Source organism: Paraglaciecola sp., from assembly GCF_039964565.1.
Taxonomy (GTDB): Bacteria; Pseudomonadota; Gammaproteobacteria; order Enterobacterales; family Alteromonadaceae; genus Paraglaciecola.
In genome coordinates this window covers 1-17765 of sequence record NZ_JBDVXF010000048.1, presented here as the reverse complement: position 1 = coordinate 17765, position 17765 = coordinate 1, and the positions used below count along the sequence as shown (strand labels likewise).

The window sequence follows — 17765 nt, the reverse complement described above, 5'->3', positions numbered from 1 at the left end:
TTAAATCTCGCTGCATCCCGCATCAAACATAGCCTTGGCTAATTAGCAACTACTTAGAAATTCTAACTCGTTGCCAGAGTCCTAAGTGGTCTCCCTTGAAGCGAGGGCGCATTATAGAGATAACAGATATCCATGCAAGCACTTATTTAAAATAAATGTTTGCTTGCTTAAAAAACAAACAAATAGGGCATTCACTAAAAATCCATGGAACAACAGCTATAAACATGAAGACAATTGAATTTTCAAGCAATAAAAAAGGCATTCAATCGAACTGAATGCCTTTCTTGGAAAAATATTACTTAATTATTTCAGAAACTTAACTACATCATTACTTTCAAAATAACTAAAACAAAGGGTAAATGACAAAACTACAATAAATTGCTATTTATCGCCAGTTTTACAGTCTTTTTGCGATTGACAGTCAACATCATCCGCCTCCACGGCATCACCTACAACATCTTCTAGTCTTACTTTATCGACTGTTCTGAAGGTATTAATTGGGCCAGCCAACGCATATAAAGCAAACACCACAAATAAAACTAAAGCGGGTTCAGTTGCCACCACAACAAAGATCAGCATTATAAGGAGTAAGGCAACAAACGGGACTTTGCCATGTAAATTTAATTCTTTGAAAGAATTATACTTAAAGTTACTCACCATCAGTAGCCCCGATAAACCAGTAACAATAGCAACTAACACGCCATAGTCTTGACCATTAATACCGTATTCTACACCAACCCAAATCAACCCGGCGACCAACGCAGCGGCAGCTGGGCTAGCTAACCCTTGAAAATACCGGCTATCAGCTATACCAATTTGTGTATTAAAACGCGCTAAACGTAATGCTGCACCTGCCACATAAATAAATGCAGCTAGCCAACCAATTTTTCCTAAACCAGTTAACCCCCAATTATAAGCCACTAAAGCTGGTGCTACTCCAAAAGAAACCATGTCAGCCATAGAATCATACTCCGCACCAAATTCACTCTGGGTATTGGTCATTCTGGCAACGCGCCCATCTAGACCATCAAATATCATGGCCACAAATATAGCTATCGCCGCAGCCTCAAATCGCCCATTCATTGAAGAAACGATAGCAAAAAAACCAGAAAAAAGTCCGGCTGTTGTTAATAGGTTGGGCAGAAGATAAATACCTCTTCGTTTTTGTTCTGTCATTTACGTACCTCTTTTATTTGCGATTAGAATATCACAGACAGAAAGATTCATAACGTTTTTGGAGAAAAATAGCTATCAAAGCTCCTTAGTAAAATTACACTTTCTCCTCACCGAATTTAATTGGCGTCCAAAAATCGAAGATGTTATCAATGTAGCTCCGAAATTATGGCCGATTAGCAGTCATGAAAAATACCTAATACAAAAATCCCATACCTAAACTAATACATCAAGTATGTATAATGGCTGCTAAATTAGACACTCGGACACAAGTGAGTGTCGAATTTCTTTACAATTGAAAGAATTAAAATAATACAAAAAAATTAAATCCACTAATATCAACACGTTGAGATATTGGCACGATACGTGCTTAGTGTGAATTGATTCTAATCGATGTATTCATATACCAAAATGAAGACTAGAAAATAAATAGTGGGAAATTGTACGATGTCTAAAATGAATAATTTTATTATATTGATATTGATAACATTTGTAGCTTCTACTTCGGTAAGTTACGCTGAAATTACAACCTGGGAATTCAGAACAGGTTCTTCAAATTACGATGTTGAAAATTCAGGATATAAATTTGGGAACCTTTTGTCCATTGATAGTAATAACGATGGTACGCCTGAATTAACTATCCAAGCGTGGTCTGACACTGGTTGTGGTTGGAATTGTGGATCTGATAGTGAGTTAGGCCGCGGTTACGCGTCTACTAATGGCTCTGGTTTGCTCAATTACAATTTGGATTCCTCTAGTGGTAGTGTGACCGGAGAAGAGCATGTAATTGACAACCAAGATGGTGATACCGATATGATGCTTTTTACTTTTACGGAAAGTACGGCATTAACAGGTATCGATATTGGTTGGTTTAGTAGTGATTCAGATGTTTCAATTGTTGCGTTTAATACGTTGCCAACCTTACAGGGGAACAATTGGTCAAACATTGCGTCACAATCTATCTACTCAGCAAGCTTTAGCAATCTTGGAACAGCTCCTTATACGTTAGTTAACGAAATTTCAAACGTGGTTGTTGAGGCAAAATACTGGTTAATCGGAGCATATAGCTCCATCTTCGGCGATTCAGGTAATCATGACAATCGTTCAGACAAATTTAAGATTGCATCTATTACAACTGAAACAACGAAAGTGATACCACCAGATCCTGATGTTACAGAAGTAGCTGAGCCGTCAACTATCGCGGTCTTTGCTTCATTCGGTTTATTTTTGATGTGGCGGCGTAAAAAAACACTTTAAACGTCCAGATATAGCTAAAGCCCACTATTTAAAGTGGGCTTTTTTTTGTAAGGTGATAACAGCTTGTCAATTGACAGGAAAAATGATTTTGAATAACGTAACATTAGTTTCACAAATTATATGCCACCAATTGCAAGAGTATTCAAACTAGATGAAATCAATATTGAATTCAGTTGTACACCTTATCCGTTTTCTATGTGTTAGCTTATTATTTTTGCCATTTATGGTGCTATCGGACACTGCGCAAGATTATGAAGAAGCACTATTGTCATTCAACCAAGAAAAGTTCAGAGAGTCCTATATACATTTAAAGAATGCACTACAAAAAACACCCAGTCATTTACCATCAAAACTATTAATTGGTAGAATATTTTTATTGGATGGCTACCCAGAAGCTGCGATTACAGAATTTGAAGAAATAGTACAAGCTGGAGCTGACCTAAATCTAGTGGTTATACCCTTAGCCAATGCTTATTTAATGAATGGGCAATATGATAAAATCATTGACCTTAACATACCAAACAACGCAAACCTTGCTAATCAACTTGATCTTTTCATATTAAAAGCTAACGCCTACATACAGCAAAACAAGTACACTCTCGCTGAAAACCTGTTTATGCAAGCAAAGCAGAAGTTTGGCAATGATATCAGGGTTTTAAATGGCTTATCTCAGATGGCTATGCTAAACAACAGGTTTGCCGAAGCAAAACAGATAATCACAGAAGCTTTACTCAATGAACCTAATAATGCACAAAGTCACTTACTAAACGGATTAATTTACCAAGCTGAAAGGCAACATAGCAAAGCACTCATCGCTTTTGAATCAGCCTACCAAATATCACCTAAAGATCCGGCCATTATGCGGGCATTAGCTAATAGTTATGCTCAAAAAGGTGAAATTAGCAAAGCGAGTAAAATTGTAAGTGAAATCGAAATTCAGACTCCAAATAGCTTGCAAACTAAATTATTAAAAGCGCGTCTTTTAGCCATGGCTGAAAAGAATGAAGAAGCAGATGTGGTATTAGCGGAACTGAGTCAAACTTTAAGTCTATATGACAAAACAGACAACCAGTATTTATCTAAAATGAGTGTTGTTGCTGGAATTATTGCCCATCTAAATCAAAATTATGATGTCTCAGTGCGTGAATTAAGTCGCTACTTAGATAATGAAGAACCCACAGCCGAATTGATTGCAATGTTAGCAGAAGGATATATTCGTACTAACGATAGCAAAGCAGCCACACAATTATTAGAGCGTTATGAAGCACTAATTCTAGATAATATTCAAATTGCGTCATTGTCTTGTGATCTATACTTATCTAAAAATAAAACATTTAAATGCGACTCATTAGTTCAACAACTAAAACAGCGCCATGGTGACGATTCGCAAGAAGTATTGCTACTTGAAGCGAAAACTCTCAATAGGCGAAATCATCCACAAAAGGCATTAGATATTTTGCAAACAACACTTGCAGAAAATAAGAATGTCGACACTACGTTATTTAGAGCCAGTCTCCTCGCTAGTTTAGGAAAATATAAAGAATCGTTAATCGATGCACAAAGGCTACTTAAAATTTCACCGAGGAAGTTGGATTACTTATTGCTAAATATTGATTTATCCATTCGACTAAATGATTTTGAGGCCGCCAAGGCGCTATTAAAAACAGTGTTTGAACAAGATAAAGATAACTTGGCTGGACTTATTCATCAGAGCCGCATTCAATTTTCTTTGGGTGACCTTCAAGGTGCAAGTGCCAGCATTCAAAAAGTTATCGAAATGGACAAGGCAAATTTTGCAGGGTTACTTCTTCGCGGTCAGATACTCATTAAACAAAATCAACTGAATGATGCTGCAGATCAATTAATAGCAGCAAAAACAATCAATCCTACGAACACATCTCCACGTGAACTACTAATAAGTATTTACAAGCAGCAAGAAAGCTTCAATTTAGCCATCAGCGAACTTAATCAATTACTTAAAATTCGTCCATCTGAGCCCAAATATATTTACGAGAAAGCAAAAGTATACCTCAGTTTAGAGCAACCACTGAAAGCCAAACGTGAACTCGACTTGCTGTTTTTCCAGTGGGAAAAACAGCCCGAAAAATTGGTTCAACTAAGTCACTTGCAATTAGCAATAAAGGATATTGAAGGAGCTGAATCTAGCCTCAAAAACGCGCTTAAGTTGGCTCCGGACTTACTAATAATTCAACTCGAATACAGCAATTTTCTGTTGAACCAAAAGGCGTATGCGCAAGTTGAACCGCTCATATTGAAAATGCAAAAATCTACTCCAAATAATTCAAACGTTCATTTAATCCATGGGAATTTTTATAGGGAAACAGGGAATTTAGAGCGCGCTTACCAGTACTATCAAAGAGCTTATACACTTGCCCCCAACTATACGGCAGTTTTAATAGAACTCTATAAACTAGCTAGCCAAAACATACACCGCGATGATATTGTTGAAATTTTTAGTAATCGTATTGAAAGCAATCCAGATGCGAGCTTTGTCCGTCATTTATATGCTGATTTACTGTTCTTGACGGGTAATATGTCGGAAGCTAGCAAACATTACGAAAAATTAATTCTTGTAGAAAACCTACCAAATAAGTCAAGTGTTTTTAACAATCTCGCGAATATTCTCAGTAATATCGATATTGAAAGAGCATTATCTTATGCCCAAGAGTCAGCCAAATTAACTCCAAATTCCTCATCAATACTTGATACTTTAGGGTGGTTACACACCCAAAATAATAATCCCCAACAAGGCTTAAATATACTGAGGCAGGCCTTCACTTTAAATTCAGATAGCCCAACTATTCGTTATCATCTAGGTTATACATTGAATAAACTTGGCAGAATTCAAGAGGCTAAATCTGAGTTAGCGTTAGCTTTAGCTTCTAAGCAAAACTTCGAAGAAAGAGAACAGGCTGAATCTTTACTACTAACTCTATAAACTAAGTTCGAGGCCAAACAAATATTATCAATAAAAATCAATAAGTTCATGGCAAGGCTTCGATAGTCGCCTTGACATGAACTTGATTTCATTCTTAGCGAATCGTAAAAACATCTCCATCAACATCAATGCTAATCACCGCATCTGAACTCAAATCTCCAGATAGTAATTTTTGCGCCAACGGATTTTCAATTTCTACCTGAATCGCGCGTTTTAAAGGCCTAGCTCCGTAAACAGGGTCAAATCCAGCATCTGCAATTTTGTCTAGGGCAGCAAGACTCATCTCCAATTTGTAGCCTTTTTCCGCTAATCGTTCTCTAAGTGACCTCAGTTGAATCTTGGCTATTGCTGTAATCTGCTCTTTACCAAGAGGATGGAATACAACTAAGTCGTCAACTCTATTGAGAAATTCTGGTCTAAAGTGTTCACCGACCACCCCCATTACCAAGTCTTTCATTTGCTGGTAGTTACTTTCTCCACTAACCTCTTGAATAATATCCGAGCCTAAGTTCGAGGTCATGATGATAACGGTATTCTTAAAATCAACAGTCCGTCCTTGACCATCCGTTAACCTGCCATCATCTAATACTTGCAATAAGATATTAAAAACATCAGGATGCGCTTTTTCCACTTCATCAAGCAATATTACCGAATACGGTTTACGTCTTACCGCTTCAGTTAGATATCCACCTTCTTCATACCCCACATATCCTGGAGGGGCACCTACCATTCTTGCTACAGAATGCTTTTCCATGAATTCAGACATATCAATTCTGATTAAGGCGTCTTCGGTATCGAATAGGAAGTTCGCCAAGGTTTTACAAAGTTCTGTTTTACCTACACCAGTTGGTCCTAAAAACAAAAACGAACCAATTGGACGATTCGGATCTGATAACCCTGCTCTAGAACGGCGGATAGCATTGGCAACTGCCGTAACCGCTTCTCCCTGACCTACCACTCGTTTATGCAATGCCGTTTCCATAGAAAGTAACTTGGCTTTTTCACCTTCCAGCATTTTAGAGACGGGGATCCCGGTCCATCGCGACAGCACATCAGCAATTTCGTTTTCTGTTACCTTATTTTTTAACAGGGTAGTTTCGACATTTTCTGACTCAGTAGCCAGTTCTAGTTTTGCTTCAAGTTCTGGGATACGCCCGTATTGTAATTCCGACATACGGCTTAAATCAGAAGCGCGCCGAGCTATTTCTAGATCTAGCTTCGCTTGCTCAAGCTCAGAGCGGATATTTTGTGTACCTTGCATGGCTTGTTTTTCAGATATCCACACTTTCTCGAAATCAGAAAACTTGTGTTCCGCTTGCTCGCGTTCTAGCTCTATCACTTCTAAGCGTTTATGACTAGCGTCATCCTTTTCTTTAGCTAATGCCTGTTCTTCTAGCTTTAGTTGGATAATTCGACGCTCGAGTTTGTCCATGTCTTCGGGTTTGGAGTCCATTTGTAGTCGAATACTAGAAGCTGATTCATCTATCAGATCAATGGCTTTATCGGGTAGTTGCCGATCACTAATATATCTGTGAGACAGAGATGCCGCAGCAACAATTGCCGGATCAGTTATCTCTACTGAGTGATGAAGTTCGTAGCGCTCTTTTAAACCACGAAGTATTGCTATCGTATCTTCAACACTCGGTTCTTCAACCAGTACTTTTTGAAAACGGCGTTCCAAAGCGGCGTCTTTTTCAATAAACTGACGATATTCGTTCAAAGTAGTGGCGCCTACACAATGCAGTTCGCCCCTTGCCAAGGCTGGTTTAAGCATATTTCCAGCATCCATTGCTCCGTCACCCTTACCTGCCCCAACCATAGTATGCAGCTCGTCAATGAATAAAATCACGCGACCTTCTTCTTTGCTTAGTTCATTTAGTACCGCTTTAAGACGTTCTTCAAACTCCCCGCGGAATTTTGCCCCTGCGATTAAAGCTCCCATATCCAGTGACAATACCCGTTTATTTTTTAATCCCTCTGGTACTTCACCGTTTATAATTCTTTGAGCTAATCCTTCGGCTATAGCTGTTTTGCCCACTCCTGGCTCGCCAATTAATACTGGATTGTTTTTTGTTCTGCGCTGCAATACTTGAATGGTACGACGGATTTCATCATCTCTCCCGATTACGGGATCTAGCTTTCCTTGTTCAGCTCGCTCTGTTAAGTCAGTTGTAAACTTATCTAATGCTTGACGAACGTCCTCAGCATTTGGATCCGTGACCTTTTGACCACCACGCATTTTTTCGATAGCTTGTTCAATATTGTCTTGGTTCGCACCAGAGTGCTTGAGCAACTCACCTAAACTGCCTTTATCTTGCAATGCGGCAAGTACAAACACTTCTGAGGTGATGTATTCATCTTTGCGCTTTTGTGCAATTTTGTCGCTTAAATTAAGCAATACGACACTATTTTTCCCTAGTTGTACATCTCCACCAGTACCGTCAACACGCGGTAACTTATCCACAGCGTTTGACAAAGCGGAGCGCAGATTATTAACGTTGATATTAGCTTGATCTAACAAAGGTCGAACCGAGCCACCTTGTTGATTTAGCAAGGCGGTCATCAAATGTACAGGTTCTATATATTGATGGTCACGACCTAAGGCCAAAGATTGAGCCTCAGACAAGGCTGTTTGAAATTTACTTGTAAAACTTTCTAAGCGCATAAAATTTCTCCACTAGAATTTTGCATAACTTAGTTATGGGTACAATTTACATACTAATCAAGTCAACTGAACAAAGTCACTTTTGATATAGTCGACAAAATTACAACTCAGTTAAGTTAAATATGTAGATTCACATTTAGACTATTAGTATATGAAAAGTAAAAGAATTTACTGATGAAGATCAAGTTTAAGCAAGAAATATTAAGTGAGATAAATGGCGCTTACAATCCTACCTGTCGTTGCAATTGACGTTTCCCCATTTGAGGCCTGATGGGTGATCCTGCGGTGAGAAAAAAACAAGTCAGCCTGTTGATAAGTACAATATTCACCACCGAAAATTTGTGTTATTCCCAGAGCCAACATTTTTTGTTTTGCGATGGCATATAGGTCAGCAAAATACTTTTCATCAGTAGATTGATTGTTGTGACGAAAAGCTTGAGGGAAATCAATAAACGTTTCTTTTATCTCCTTTCCAACTTCGAAGTATTGTTGGCTAATGGCTGGCCCCATCCATGCTATTAATGACTTTGAATTAACCGGCATTTCAGAAACCGTATTTTCTATCACACCATCAGCTAATCCGCGCCAACCAGCATGAACGGCCGCAACACAGGTTCCTTGCTTATCGCAAAACAAAACGGGTAAACAATCTGCAGTCATAACAGCACACACCTGATTTTTCCTAATAGAAAAACAGGCATCGGCTTGAAGCACAGTATCGGCAACATTACCACTCACATCTAAGTCAATACAGATATTGCTGTGAGTTTGATTTAACCAGATAAAGTTTTGATAATTAGGTAATAGTTGACGGTTTTTCTTAACTAAATTTTGGTCATCACCGACATGTTGTGCAAGATTAAACGAATCGTAAGGTGGCAAGCTAAAGCCACCTCCTCTACAACTAGTAAATGCTCTTACATTTTTAGGCGCTGGCCAATCTGGTTGAATATATTCCTGCTGTGGCAAACTTACACTTCTCCGCTGCCGTGTTCAGCTTTGTCTTCTCTTAATATTTCAAGCAGTTCAGTAAAATCTTTCGGCAGGGGCGCCTGCCAACTTAACCATTCTCCTGTTACAGGGTGAGTTAATTCAAGCTGTATTGCATGCAGCGCTTGGCGGCGGAACGTTCTTAACATGTTGACCATCTTTTCGTTACAGGCTTTAGGTGGTTTGGGACGCCCTCCGTATGCCTGATCCCCCACTAGAGGATAACGCAGATGTGACATATGCACGCGGATCTGGTGTGTACGTCCAGATTCTAGTTTTAATCTTATATAGGTATGCGCTCGAAATTTTTCCTTAACCCGATAATGGGTCATAGCTGGCTTACCTGATTCTCGCACTGCCATATTGGTGCGTTTGGTTGGATGACGGCCAATTGGTTCATCAACAGTACCACCGGCAACCATAGTGCCTACAACAACAGCCTCATATTCGCGGCTTATTTCTCTCGCCTGTAGTTGTTCTACTAAATGGGTTTGTGCAGGAATAGTTTTTGCTACTACCATTAAGCCGGTCGTATCTTTATCAAGTCGGTGCACGATTCCAGCTCGTGGCACGTTAGCAATTTCAGGAGCATGATTAAGCAAAGCATTCAAAACCGTACCGTCACTGTTACCTGCCCCAGGATGCACGACTAAATTCATAGGTTTGTTAATAACTAATATATGTTCATCTTCAAACACAATATTTAAGTCAATGTCTTGGCCCTTATGTTGAACTTGCACTTCAACTTGAGCATTAATCTCAATAAGCTCTTCACCTATCAACTTTTCTCTAGGTTTGTTGAGTATTTGTCCATCTACTTTGACATAATCAGCCAAAATCCATTCTTTTAAGCGAGATCTTGAATAATCAGGGAACATTTCGGCCAAAGCTTGATCTAATCGTTTGCCAAGTAAGTTTTCGGGCACAATTGCCTGTAATTGAATTTTTTCATGTGCGGTAGACATGCATTAAACATCCTGAAAGTGTTTCGTAACGATTTATATGTGCATAGCCCAATTTGCTAGGGTAGAATGCGCTGCAGTTATCGATTTGGTAAAACACTATTCTAACGGATTTTTAGCCCTAATGAATCATGCATGAACGATCGAAATAGAAATGAGAGTAAATAAGAGCAATATGATCAGTAAAATCAACCTTAGAAATATTATATTTAGCAGTGCTTTAGTAGTAATGGCTGGATGTTCATCGGTTCCAGAAGACGAAGATGTCGACCTAGTACTACGCAATAAAAGTGCACAAAGTCTTTATGATGATGCCAAAGAAAAAATGCGTCTCGGTAACTTTAATGTTGCAACAGAAGCACTGAGTGCCCTAGATTCGCGTTTCCCCTTTGGACCATTGTCAAACCAAGTCCAATTGGACCTTATTTACGGCTATTATAAAACGGGTAAAACAAGTGAAGCCCTAGCGACGATTGACCGTTTCACTCGTCTCAATCCTAATCATTCAGATGTTGATTATGCTTTATACATGCGTGGTCTTACGAATATGGAAGTGGACAGTAATTTATTTCAAGAACTTGTAGGGATCGACAGGTCAGATCGTGATCCTAGTAACTCCCGTCAAGCATTTAACGATTTTAGGCGTTTAATTGAAAAATTCCCAAACAGTAAATATGCAGCAGATGCACAAAAACGCATGTTACATATCAAAAGTCGATTAGCAAAATATGAGATTAGCATTGCGCGCTATTACATGCGCCGAGACGCTTACGTGGCTGCGGCTAATCGAGGCAGATTTGTGATTGAGCATTATCCAGACACAAGTCATGTGCAAGAAGCCCTTGAAATCATGGTAGAGTGTTATGACCAACTTAATCTAGATGATTTAAAAAGTAACGCGATGAAAACACTTAAACTCAACTATCCAGATAGCAGTTTTATAAGTTAATAGTTTAAATAAAAAAACGCGCTTTTAGCGCGTTTTTTTATTGACCAATGATTATTTAAAAAATAAATGGCTAAACGGGTTCAACAATCGAGCGATTCCCGCAGTAAAGTGTAATGGTTGGTCAACTATAGTAAAAACCAAGCAGCCATCATCAGCCTCTGAGTGAGGTAAATGTTTATGGCGACTACTCATCAAAGTAAAGTCACCGCAGTCATACTCTGCAATACCATCGCCATATTGACCGTCGATAACTAAAGTCATCTCAGTGCCTTTATGAGTATGTTCGGGAACACGTCCGCCCTTTTCCATATAAATAAAATTAGCTTTACCAATATCACCCAAGTCGACAGGTGCCTGCCATAACTTACCAACTAAACGAGACCAATTCCCAGTATTTTTAGCATATTTGCGTAACGCTCTCGGTAATTCGAAAAACTTACCATCAAGTTCAATGGAAGTGTTATTTGCTATTGATTCTACGTTATCGGCAATCGGTAGTTCTGTAATTTTAGTGACCATATCAAGATATTGACTATCCAAAGGTTCAATCGCTGTTTGCGGAGAAAACAACTCTTTGGCTAGTTCAGCTTGAATTTCCAAACAATCCTGCTGGCATTGTGGACACATGTCCACATGTGCAGAAATCATTAATGCCATTGCGGTATCGCAATTACCGGCCGAAAACCTTTGCAAATCAGCAAAATTAGGGTGAAAACTAATCATCGTTTTTTACCATCTCTTTCAATCGCTGTAATCCTAATCTGGCTCTAGATTTCACTGTGCCCAGTGGAATATCGAGTTCATCAGCCACTTCCTGCTGAGACTTACCATCTATATATATCGCTTCTATTACTAACTTTTGTTTTTCAGGTAACGACTGAAACATTGTTTCAATCTCATCCATAGAAACTTGATGATCCAAAGACACTTCGTTTACGTCAGCAGTCTGCTCACATAGAACTGGCCACAAGTCATCCGAGCACAAATCTTCTTTTCGGTTGCGCTGTTTTCTAAGCATATCAAACCGAATGTTTCTCGCTATGGTAAAAATCCATGTCGAAGGTGAGCCTTTGTCAACATTAAAAAGGTGAGACTTTTGCCATACATTAGACATAGTGTCCTGCACCATCTCCATGGCAAGGGCCTCATTTCCCATTTGCTTGAGGGCATAGGATCGGAGACGGGGAGCGAAATAACTAAAAACTTTGGCAAACGAATGCCTGCAACGTTGCGTTGCAACAAGCCTTAGATAATCTGACATTTCATCGGCACATTCGATTGGCTTTACGGAACTAATTTGTTTTGATTCCAGCGTTATTCCAACTAGCATCTACTTTCACCATCAATTTATTGATATGACTAATAGATACTTGTTGTATTGATTAAAGGATCACTCTACTAATTGTGTCAGAAAATCGAGTGTCTTAACACTGTCTTTTTGTCGTAAAAATTGTTGCTTTTGCTCGGCATTGACAGGCAATAGTTCTAACCAACGATATATCACCCAATTTAGATCATTAAATTGAAGGGTCTCATATAGAAGACTCTGTTCTGGATACTTATCAAAAATTTCTTTTAACTTGTTCCCAATAAATGAAATATCATGACTTTTGGGTTGGTCTTGCCAAATATCTAACCACTGACACTCGCCGATGCGCAAGCCGTCATCGTCAGTAGTGGCACTAGTAATGGAAAAACACTGCTTACCTTCGACCGTTATACCTAACATTCCGTCGCGCAAAACATTAAAATCGATGATCTGAACATAAGTCCCTATGGGATAAATGTGCTCATTTTTACTTTTGTCTCCTTGAGAATTCAGCATACAGATCCCGAATCCCCTGTCATCTTTACATGCCTCCTTGATCAAACGCACATACCTAGGTTCGAATATTCTTAGGGATAGCCTTCCACCAGGCAATACATGGGCCGACAATGGAAATAAAGGGAGTGAGAAAGACGAGTGCATATAAAAACTGTATCCAAGTAAACATAAACGTCTTTACGCCCATTTCTCAAATTTAGATCTAAAATAATGGTGAGATGCAGCTTTCTTTGTGATCTGTTAACGACTCAATTAGGTATCAATCTCAAACAATTTATAAGTCATCATGACACTACCTATTGACGTGGCCATATGCAGTTTAAAAGACAAGGTAACTATGAGTAAAAAAATCGCAATTATAGGAACAGGGATTTCAGGTTTAACCTGTGGCCATCTGCTTCATAAACACCATGACTTAACCATTTTTGAAGCCAATAACTATATTGGAGGACATACCGCGACTAAGGATGTTGAAGTCAATGGGGAAGTTTACGCTATAGACACCGGTTTTATCGTTTTTAACGATTGGACCTACCCAAATTTCATTAAACTGATGAACAAAATTGGAGTTCAATCCCAAGCCACCGAAATGAGTTTTAGCGTCAAAAATCTGTCCGAAAACCTTGAATACAACGGCAACACACTTAACAGTTTGTTTGCCCAAAGAAGAAACTTACTCAGACCTAAGTTTTGGAGAATTGTCAGAGACATCCTAAAATTCAATAAGATATGCAAACAACAAGCATTAGAAAAAGCCGATTGTGGTCAGCAAACTCTACAAGAGTTTCTTACCCAACATAACTTTAGTGACGATTTTGTCTACAACTACATATTACCTATGTGCGCCGCCATATGGTCAACCAGCTTAGAAAATATTAAGGCTTTTCCTTTCACTTTTTTCCTACGCTTTTTCAACAATCATGGTTTACTTAATATTACACACAGGCCTCAATGGCACTCCATAGTAGGAGGCTCTAGAGAATATATCCAACCTTTAATAGCCGGTTACGAAGATAGCATTAAACTTAATTGCCCAGTCAAGTCAGTAATCGACAACGGAAATAAAAAATTAGTCGTCTTGCAAGACAACTCTGAATCAGAATTTGATGAAGTTATTTTCGCTTGTCATAGCGATCAAGCCCTCGCTATTCTTGCTTCACCAAGTACTACACATAAAGAAATTTTAGGAAATATACTCTATGCAAAAAACGAGGTGATTCTGCACACCGATGACAGAGTACTGCCCACTCGAAAACTAGCATGGGCCAGTTGGAATTATTTAATTAAAGGTTATGAAGGTGAGTCTCAAGCGCCTGCAGTACTAACCTACAACATGAATATTCTGCAAAATATCCAGTCGGAAACTACTTTTTGTGTCACATTAAATAATGCTGAAGATATCGCCCCAGATAGCGTGTTGGGGACCTACCAGTACGCTCATCCCCAATACACTAATCAAACGGTTGAAGCGCAATCTAGGAGGGCTGAAATTTCGGGGACACAAGGCATGCATTTTTGCGGCGCCTATTGGTACAACGGTTTTCACGAAGATGGAGTACGAAGTGCTTTAGATGTGTGTGCTTTGTTTGGCGAGCAACTCTAGTGGAAAGTGCGTTATATAAAGGCAGTGTTTATCACAGTCGATTTGTGCCCAAGAAACATTCTTTCAATTACCAGATATTTTTAATCTGGCTTAACCTCGACGAAATTGAGCAAGTTGAATCCGAGATAAAGGGGTTTTCATGTAAGTCATGGGCACCGCTAAGGTTTAAACGCAGTGATTATTTAGGTGACCCGCAAAGACCATTGAAACAATCAGTATTGGAAAAAATGTCGGAGTTGGCGCAACAAAAACTAGAGGGTAGTGTTTTTTTACTCGGGCAAACTCGTACCTTTGGAATGTACTTTAGCCCAGTGAATTTTTATTACTTGCAACAACAAGATGGCGAGTTTAGTCATTTATTAGCCGAAGTGAGTAATACACCTTGGAATGATAGGCATTGTTATTTGGTGGATTTATCTACCCAAGAAGAGTGCGATAAAGTCTTCCATGTTTCTCCCTTCAACCCAATGGATATGCAATACAGGTGGAAGGTCTCGCAGCCACAAAAATCGCTTCAATTAACGCTATCGTGCCACAAAGAAGTGAAACATTTTGTCGCTAGCTTAAATTTGTCACGGATAGAACTGAACTCTAGAAGCCTTTTCAACGTATTACTGAGTATTCCAAGCATGACCATAAAAACCGTGTTCGGCATTTATTGGCAAGCGCTTAAACTTTTTATTAAAGGTGTGCCGTTTTATCCACACCCAGAACAAGGTAAAAAATAACTATGGCAAACGTAGAACAAGCACTAATAGAGTCTTCTAGCGCATCTTGGCAACATAGATTATGCCGTTCAATTATGTTGAAAGTATTTTCTAGCCTTCCACAAGGGCAGGTAGTGATAAAGGAACGCGGTGTGCTGGTAGACACCTTTGGCAAAAAAGACTCTGACTTGCACGCTGAAATCGACTTTCAGTGTCTTAGCGTTTACCAAAGCTTGTTGTTCGGAGGCAGCATAGCGTCTGGTGAAACGTTTTCAGAAGGCTTATGGACTACTCCAAATTTAACCAACGTTATTCGTATATTCGCCCGCAATTTACCTTTGCTCGATAGTTGGGAAGCAAAAATGCAGTGGTTAGCATATCCACTTCGTAAAATTGGTCATATAGCGAATAAAAACTCGACATCAGGTTCTAAGAAAAATATCGCGGCACACTATGACCTAGGCAACAAACTATACACACGATTTCTTGATGACAGTATGATGTACTCCGCGGCCATATACCCGTCACCTGAAGCAACGTTAGCGCAAGCTCAAAACACTAAATTAAAAACAATTTGTGAAAAATTGCAGTTAACGCCAAGTGATCATTTACTTGAAATAGGCACGGGTTGGGGTGGCTTAGCGGTATTTGCTGCAAAACATTATGGCTGTAAAGTCACCACCACAACAATCTCAGAGGAACAACATCAGTACACTCAACAATTGATAGATAGAGAAGGACTGCAACACAAAATTACGCTGTTGAAAAAAGATTATCGATTACTCGAAGGCAAATATGACAAGCTAGTTTCAATTGAAATGATTGAGGCAGTAGGAAAAGAGTTCTTGCCAAACTTCTTTAAAAAATGTTCGAGCTTATTAAAAGAACAAGGTTTAATGATGCTACAGGCAATAACGATTAGTGATCAACGATTCGACAGTTACAGCAAAAGTGTAGACTTCATTCAAAAGCATATTTTTCCTGGAGGCTTTTTACCCTCACAACTGTTAATTAACCAACACCTGAGAAAACATACAGACATGATGATCCGTGATCTTCATGACATCGGATTAGATTACGCGCGTACGTTAAAAGATTGGCATCACAGACTTCTCGAAAACAAAGAGCCTCTAGAAAAAGACGGTTATGACGAGCGATTTATGAATATGTGGCGTTATTACTTTAGCTACTGTGAGGGGGGCTTCTTAGAACGCACTATTAGTACTGTGCAATTAGTCATCAGCAAACCCGCTTTTTCACAAAACATTAGTCGTTAGGTTTTCGAAAACCATGCGTTTTGCAACTCCTAAAACCAACCTAGTGCGGCTGTCTAGCTTGGTATTGACGCTACTCATTTCTGGAGCAACTATGGCGGATCCTCTTTCAGAGTTAAAAATAGTAGGTGAAGCCAAATTGAAAGTGTTGTTCTGGGATGTTTACGACTCGAGCCTATTTAACCAAACAGGAATTTACCAAGCCGGTCAGTTTCCACAGGCACTAAAAATCAATTACTTAAGAGATATCGATGCAGAAGATCTAGTGGCAACAACCCAACAAGAATGGCAAAAATTGGGCATCGAACCCGCTTCATTTGAAGTGTGGATCCCTTTGTTGGCAGAGATATTTCCCGATATCAAAAAAGGTGACACCCTTTTATTGGATGTCGGTGAAAACCGACACAGTGAGTTTTATTTTAACGGTAAAAGCATAGGTAAAATTAGAGACGAAAATTTCGGACCAAGCTTCTTACGCATTTGGTTAGACCAAAACTGTAGCTATCCGAAAGTACGCAGACAACTTTTAGGATTAAACAAATGATTTCATACAAATGTTGGCTCTTGATAATAATTTCTCCGTTTCTGTTGTCGTGCAGCACCTCGCTAGATGATTATGAAAACACCACTCCCAAATTCGATTTACCAAGTTATTTTAATGGAAACGTGACGGCTTGGGGAATAGTGCAAGATTACTCGACTAAACTAACAAGGCGTTTTTGTGTGGACATTATAGGAACGTGGCAGGGTGATAAAGGACAATTACACGAAACCTTCTATTATAACGACGGAGAGCAACAAATTCGTATTTGGGATTTAAATATATCGACTGATGGTAATGTTACGGGCGGCGCAGCAGACGTTATAGGACAAGCTAGCGGCAAGTCAAAAGGAACGGCATTTAATTGGCAATATACGTTGCGAGTGCCTGTGGGTGATACTGAGTATGACCTGTTTGTCGACGACTGGATGTATTTGTTGAACGACAAAAGGATGATGAACCGCTCTTACATGAAAAAATTCGGTATCACTGTTGCCGAAGTTTCAATTTTTTTCGATAAAACTGCACCTGTCAGAAAATGTAATTGACTACGAAGTTTCCTGAATAATTTTGTGTTAACACTTTTGCGGCCTTTGAGATTTTTCGTAAAAGAAGGAGGCCTAAGACAACTAGGTACGCAGTAAACTCACAAACAATAACGCTAAAAGTTAGCATTCACTTAAGTTATGAATCGACATACCTAAGTATCACCTCACAGATTTTTTAATCCATTCAAATGGTTTTTAATGAATCCATCGACACGCAGCAACAGCTGCATAACAAACTACACTCGAGGAACTTAACCATGTTGAAAATAGTTAAAACTTCTATCGCTATCGCTACTATCTCTTTATTCTCTG

15 protein-coding genes are annotated in these 17765 nt (G+C 39.1%); 8 read left to right on the top strand and 7 right to left on the bottom strand.

Features of this window, described 5'->3' with window-relative positions; genetic code table 11:
* Window positions 1-381: 381 nt before the first annotated feature.
* Complete coding sequence (pssA, locus tag ABJK37_RS23490) at window positions 382-1176, bottom strand: CDP-diacylglycerol--serine O-phosphatidyltransferase (protein WP_348358887.1); 795 nt, start codon at window positions 1174-1176, stop codon at window positions 382-384.
* 444 nt (window positions 1177-1620) lie between these two features.
* Between pssA and xdp1 the strand changes: the two genes are divergently transcribed.
* Window positions 1621-2430 (top strand): exosortase-dependent surface protein XDP1, encoded by an 810-nt coding sequence (gene xdp1, locus ABJK37_RS23485; RefSeq protein WP_348358885.1) that lies wholly within the window; start codon window positions 1621-1623, stop codon window positions 2428-2430.
* 151 nt (window positions 2431-2581) lie between these two features.
* The gene (locus tag ABJK37_RS23480) at window positions 2582-5389 is read left to right on the top strand and encodes a tetratricopeptide repeat protein (RefSeq protein WP_348358883.1); all 2808 of its coding nucleotides are present in this window, start codon (window positions 2582-2584) and stop codon (window positions 5387-5389) included.
* A gap of 94 nt (window positions 5390-5483) precedes the next feature.
* On the opposite strand, the gene clpB is transcribed toward ABJK37_RS23480, so the two are convergent.
* The 3 genes from clpB to rluD all read right to left on the bottom strand — a co-directional run bounded on the left by clpB (window position 5484) and on the right by rluD (window position 10009).
* Entirely contained in the window at window positions 5484-8054 is a 2571-nt protein-coding gene (clpB, locus tag ABJK37_RS23475) for an ATP-dependent chaperone ClpB (RefSeq protein ID WP_348358881.1), read from the bottom strand.
* Between the two features lie 201 nt (window positions 8055-8255).
* Window positions 8256-9023: a peptidoglycan editing factor PgeF gene (gene pgeF / locus ABJK37_RS23470; protein ID WP_348358879.1), complete on the bottom strand. Its 768-nt coding sequence runs from the start codon at window positions 9021-9023 to the stop codon at window positions 8256-8258.
* 2 nt (window positions 9024-9025) lie between these two features.
* The gene (gene rluD / locus ABJK37_RS23465) at window positions 9026-10009 is read right to left on the bottom strand and encodes a 23S rRNA pseudouridine(1911/1915/1917) synthase RluD (RefSeq protein WP_348358877.1); all 984 of its coding nucleotides are present in this window, start codon (window positions 10007-10009) and stop codon (window positions 9026-9028) included.
* A 172-nt stretch (window positions 10010-10181) separates the two neighbouring features.
* Here rluD and ABJK37_RS23460 point away from each other — a divergent pair, with 172 nt between their 5' ends.
* A complete protein-coding gene (locus ABJK37_RS23460; protein ID WP_348358875.1) occupies window positions 10182-10955 on the top strand; it encodes an outer membrane protein assembly factor BamD in 774 nt (257 codons plus the stop codon).
* Window positions 10956-11006: 51 nt separating this feature from the next.
* Here the strand turns inward: ABJK37_RS23460 and ABJK37_RS23455 are convergent, their stop codons facing one another.
* The 3 genes from ABJK37_RS23455 to ABJK37_RS23445 are packed head-to-tail and all read right to left on the bottom strand — an operon-like array spanning window position 11007 to window position 12924.
* The gene (locus ABJK37_RS23455) at window positions 11007-11678 is read right to left on the bottom strand and encodes a ChrR family anti-sigma-E factor (RefSeq protein ID WP_348358873.1); all 672 of its coding nucleotides are present in this window, start codon (window positions 11676-11678) and stop codon (window positions 11007-11009) included.
* Window positions 11671-12285, bottom strand: coding sequence for a sigma-70 family RNA polymerase sigma factor (locus tag ABJK37_RS23450; RefSeq protein ID WP_348358871.1), 615 nt, complete (start codon window positions 12283-12285; stop codon window positions 11671-11673). The genes ABJK37_RS23455 and ABJK37_RS23450 overlap by 8 nt, the downstream gene beginning before the upstream one ends.
* 60 nt (window positions 12286-12345) lie before the next feature.
* Window positions 12346-12924 (bottom strand): LON peptidase substrate-binding domain-containing protein, encoded by a 579-nt coding sequence (locus ABJK37_RS23445; RefSeq protein WP_348358869.1) that lies wholly within the window; start codon window positions 12922-12924, stop codon window positions 12346-12348.
* Between the two features lie 193 nt (window positions 12925-13117).
* On the opposite strand from ABJK37_RS23445, the gene ABJK37_RS23440 reads away from it, so the two are divergent.
* From ABJK37_RS23440 to ABJK37_RS23420, 5 genes are read left to right on the top strand one after another with little or no spacing between them, the layout of a single operon-like run.
* Window positions 13118-14383: an FAD-dependent oxidoreductase gene (locus ABJK37_RS23440; RefSeq protein WP_348358867.1), complete on the top strand. Its 1266-nt coding sequence runs from the start codon at window positions 13118-13120 to the stop codon at window positions 14381-14383.
* Entirely contained in the window at window positions 14383-15111 is a 729-nt protein-coding gene (locus tag ABJK37_RS23435; RefSeq protein WP_348358865.1) for a DUF1365 domain-containing protein, read from the top strand. The genes ABJK37_RS23440 and ABJK37_RS23435 overlap by 1 nt, the downstream gene beginning before the upstream one ends.
* Window positions 15112-15113: 2 nt before the next feature.
* Window positions 15114-16367, top strand: a complete 1254-nt coding sequence (locus ABJK37_RS23430) for a cyclopropane-fatty-acyl-phospholipid synthase family protein (protein ID WP_348358863.1) — start codon at window positions 15114-15116, stop codon at window positions 16365-16367.
* Between the two features lie 13 nt (window positions 16368-16380).
* The gene (locus ABJK37_RS23425; protein ID WP_348358861.1) at window positions 16381-16908 is read left to right on the top strand and encodes a chalcone isomerase family protein; all 528 of its coding nucleotides are present in this window, start codon (window positions 16381-16383) and stop codon (window positions 16906-16908) included.
* Window positions 16905-17453 carry a DUF3833 domain-containing protein gene (locus ABJK37_RS23420; protein WP_348358859.1) on the top strand — a complete coding sequence of 183 codons (549 nt, stop codon included), beginning with the start codon at window positions 16905-16907 and terminating at the stop codon, window positions 17451-17453. The genes ABJK37_RS23425 and ABJK37_RS23420 overlap by 4 nt, the downstream gene beginning before the upstream one ends.
* Window positions 17454-17765: the final 312 nt, after the last annotated feature.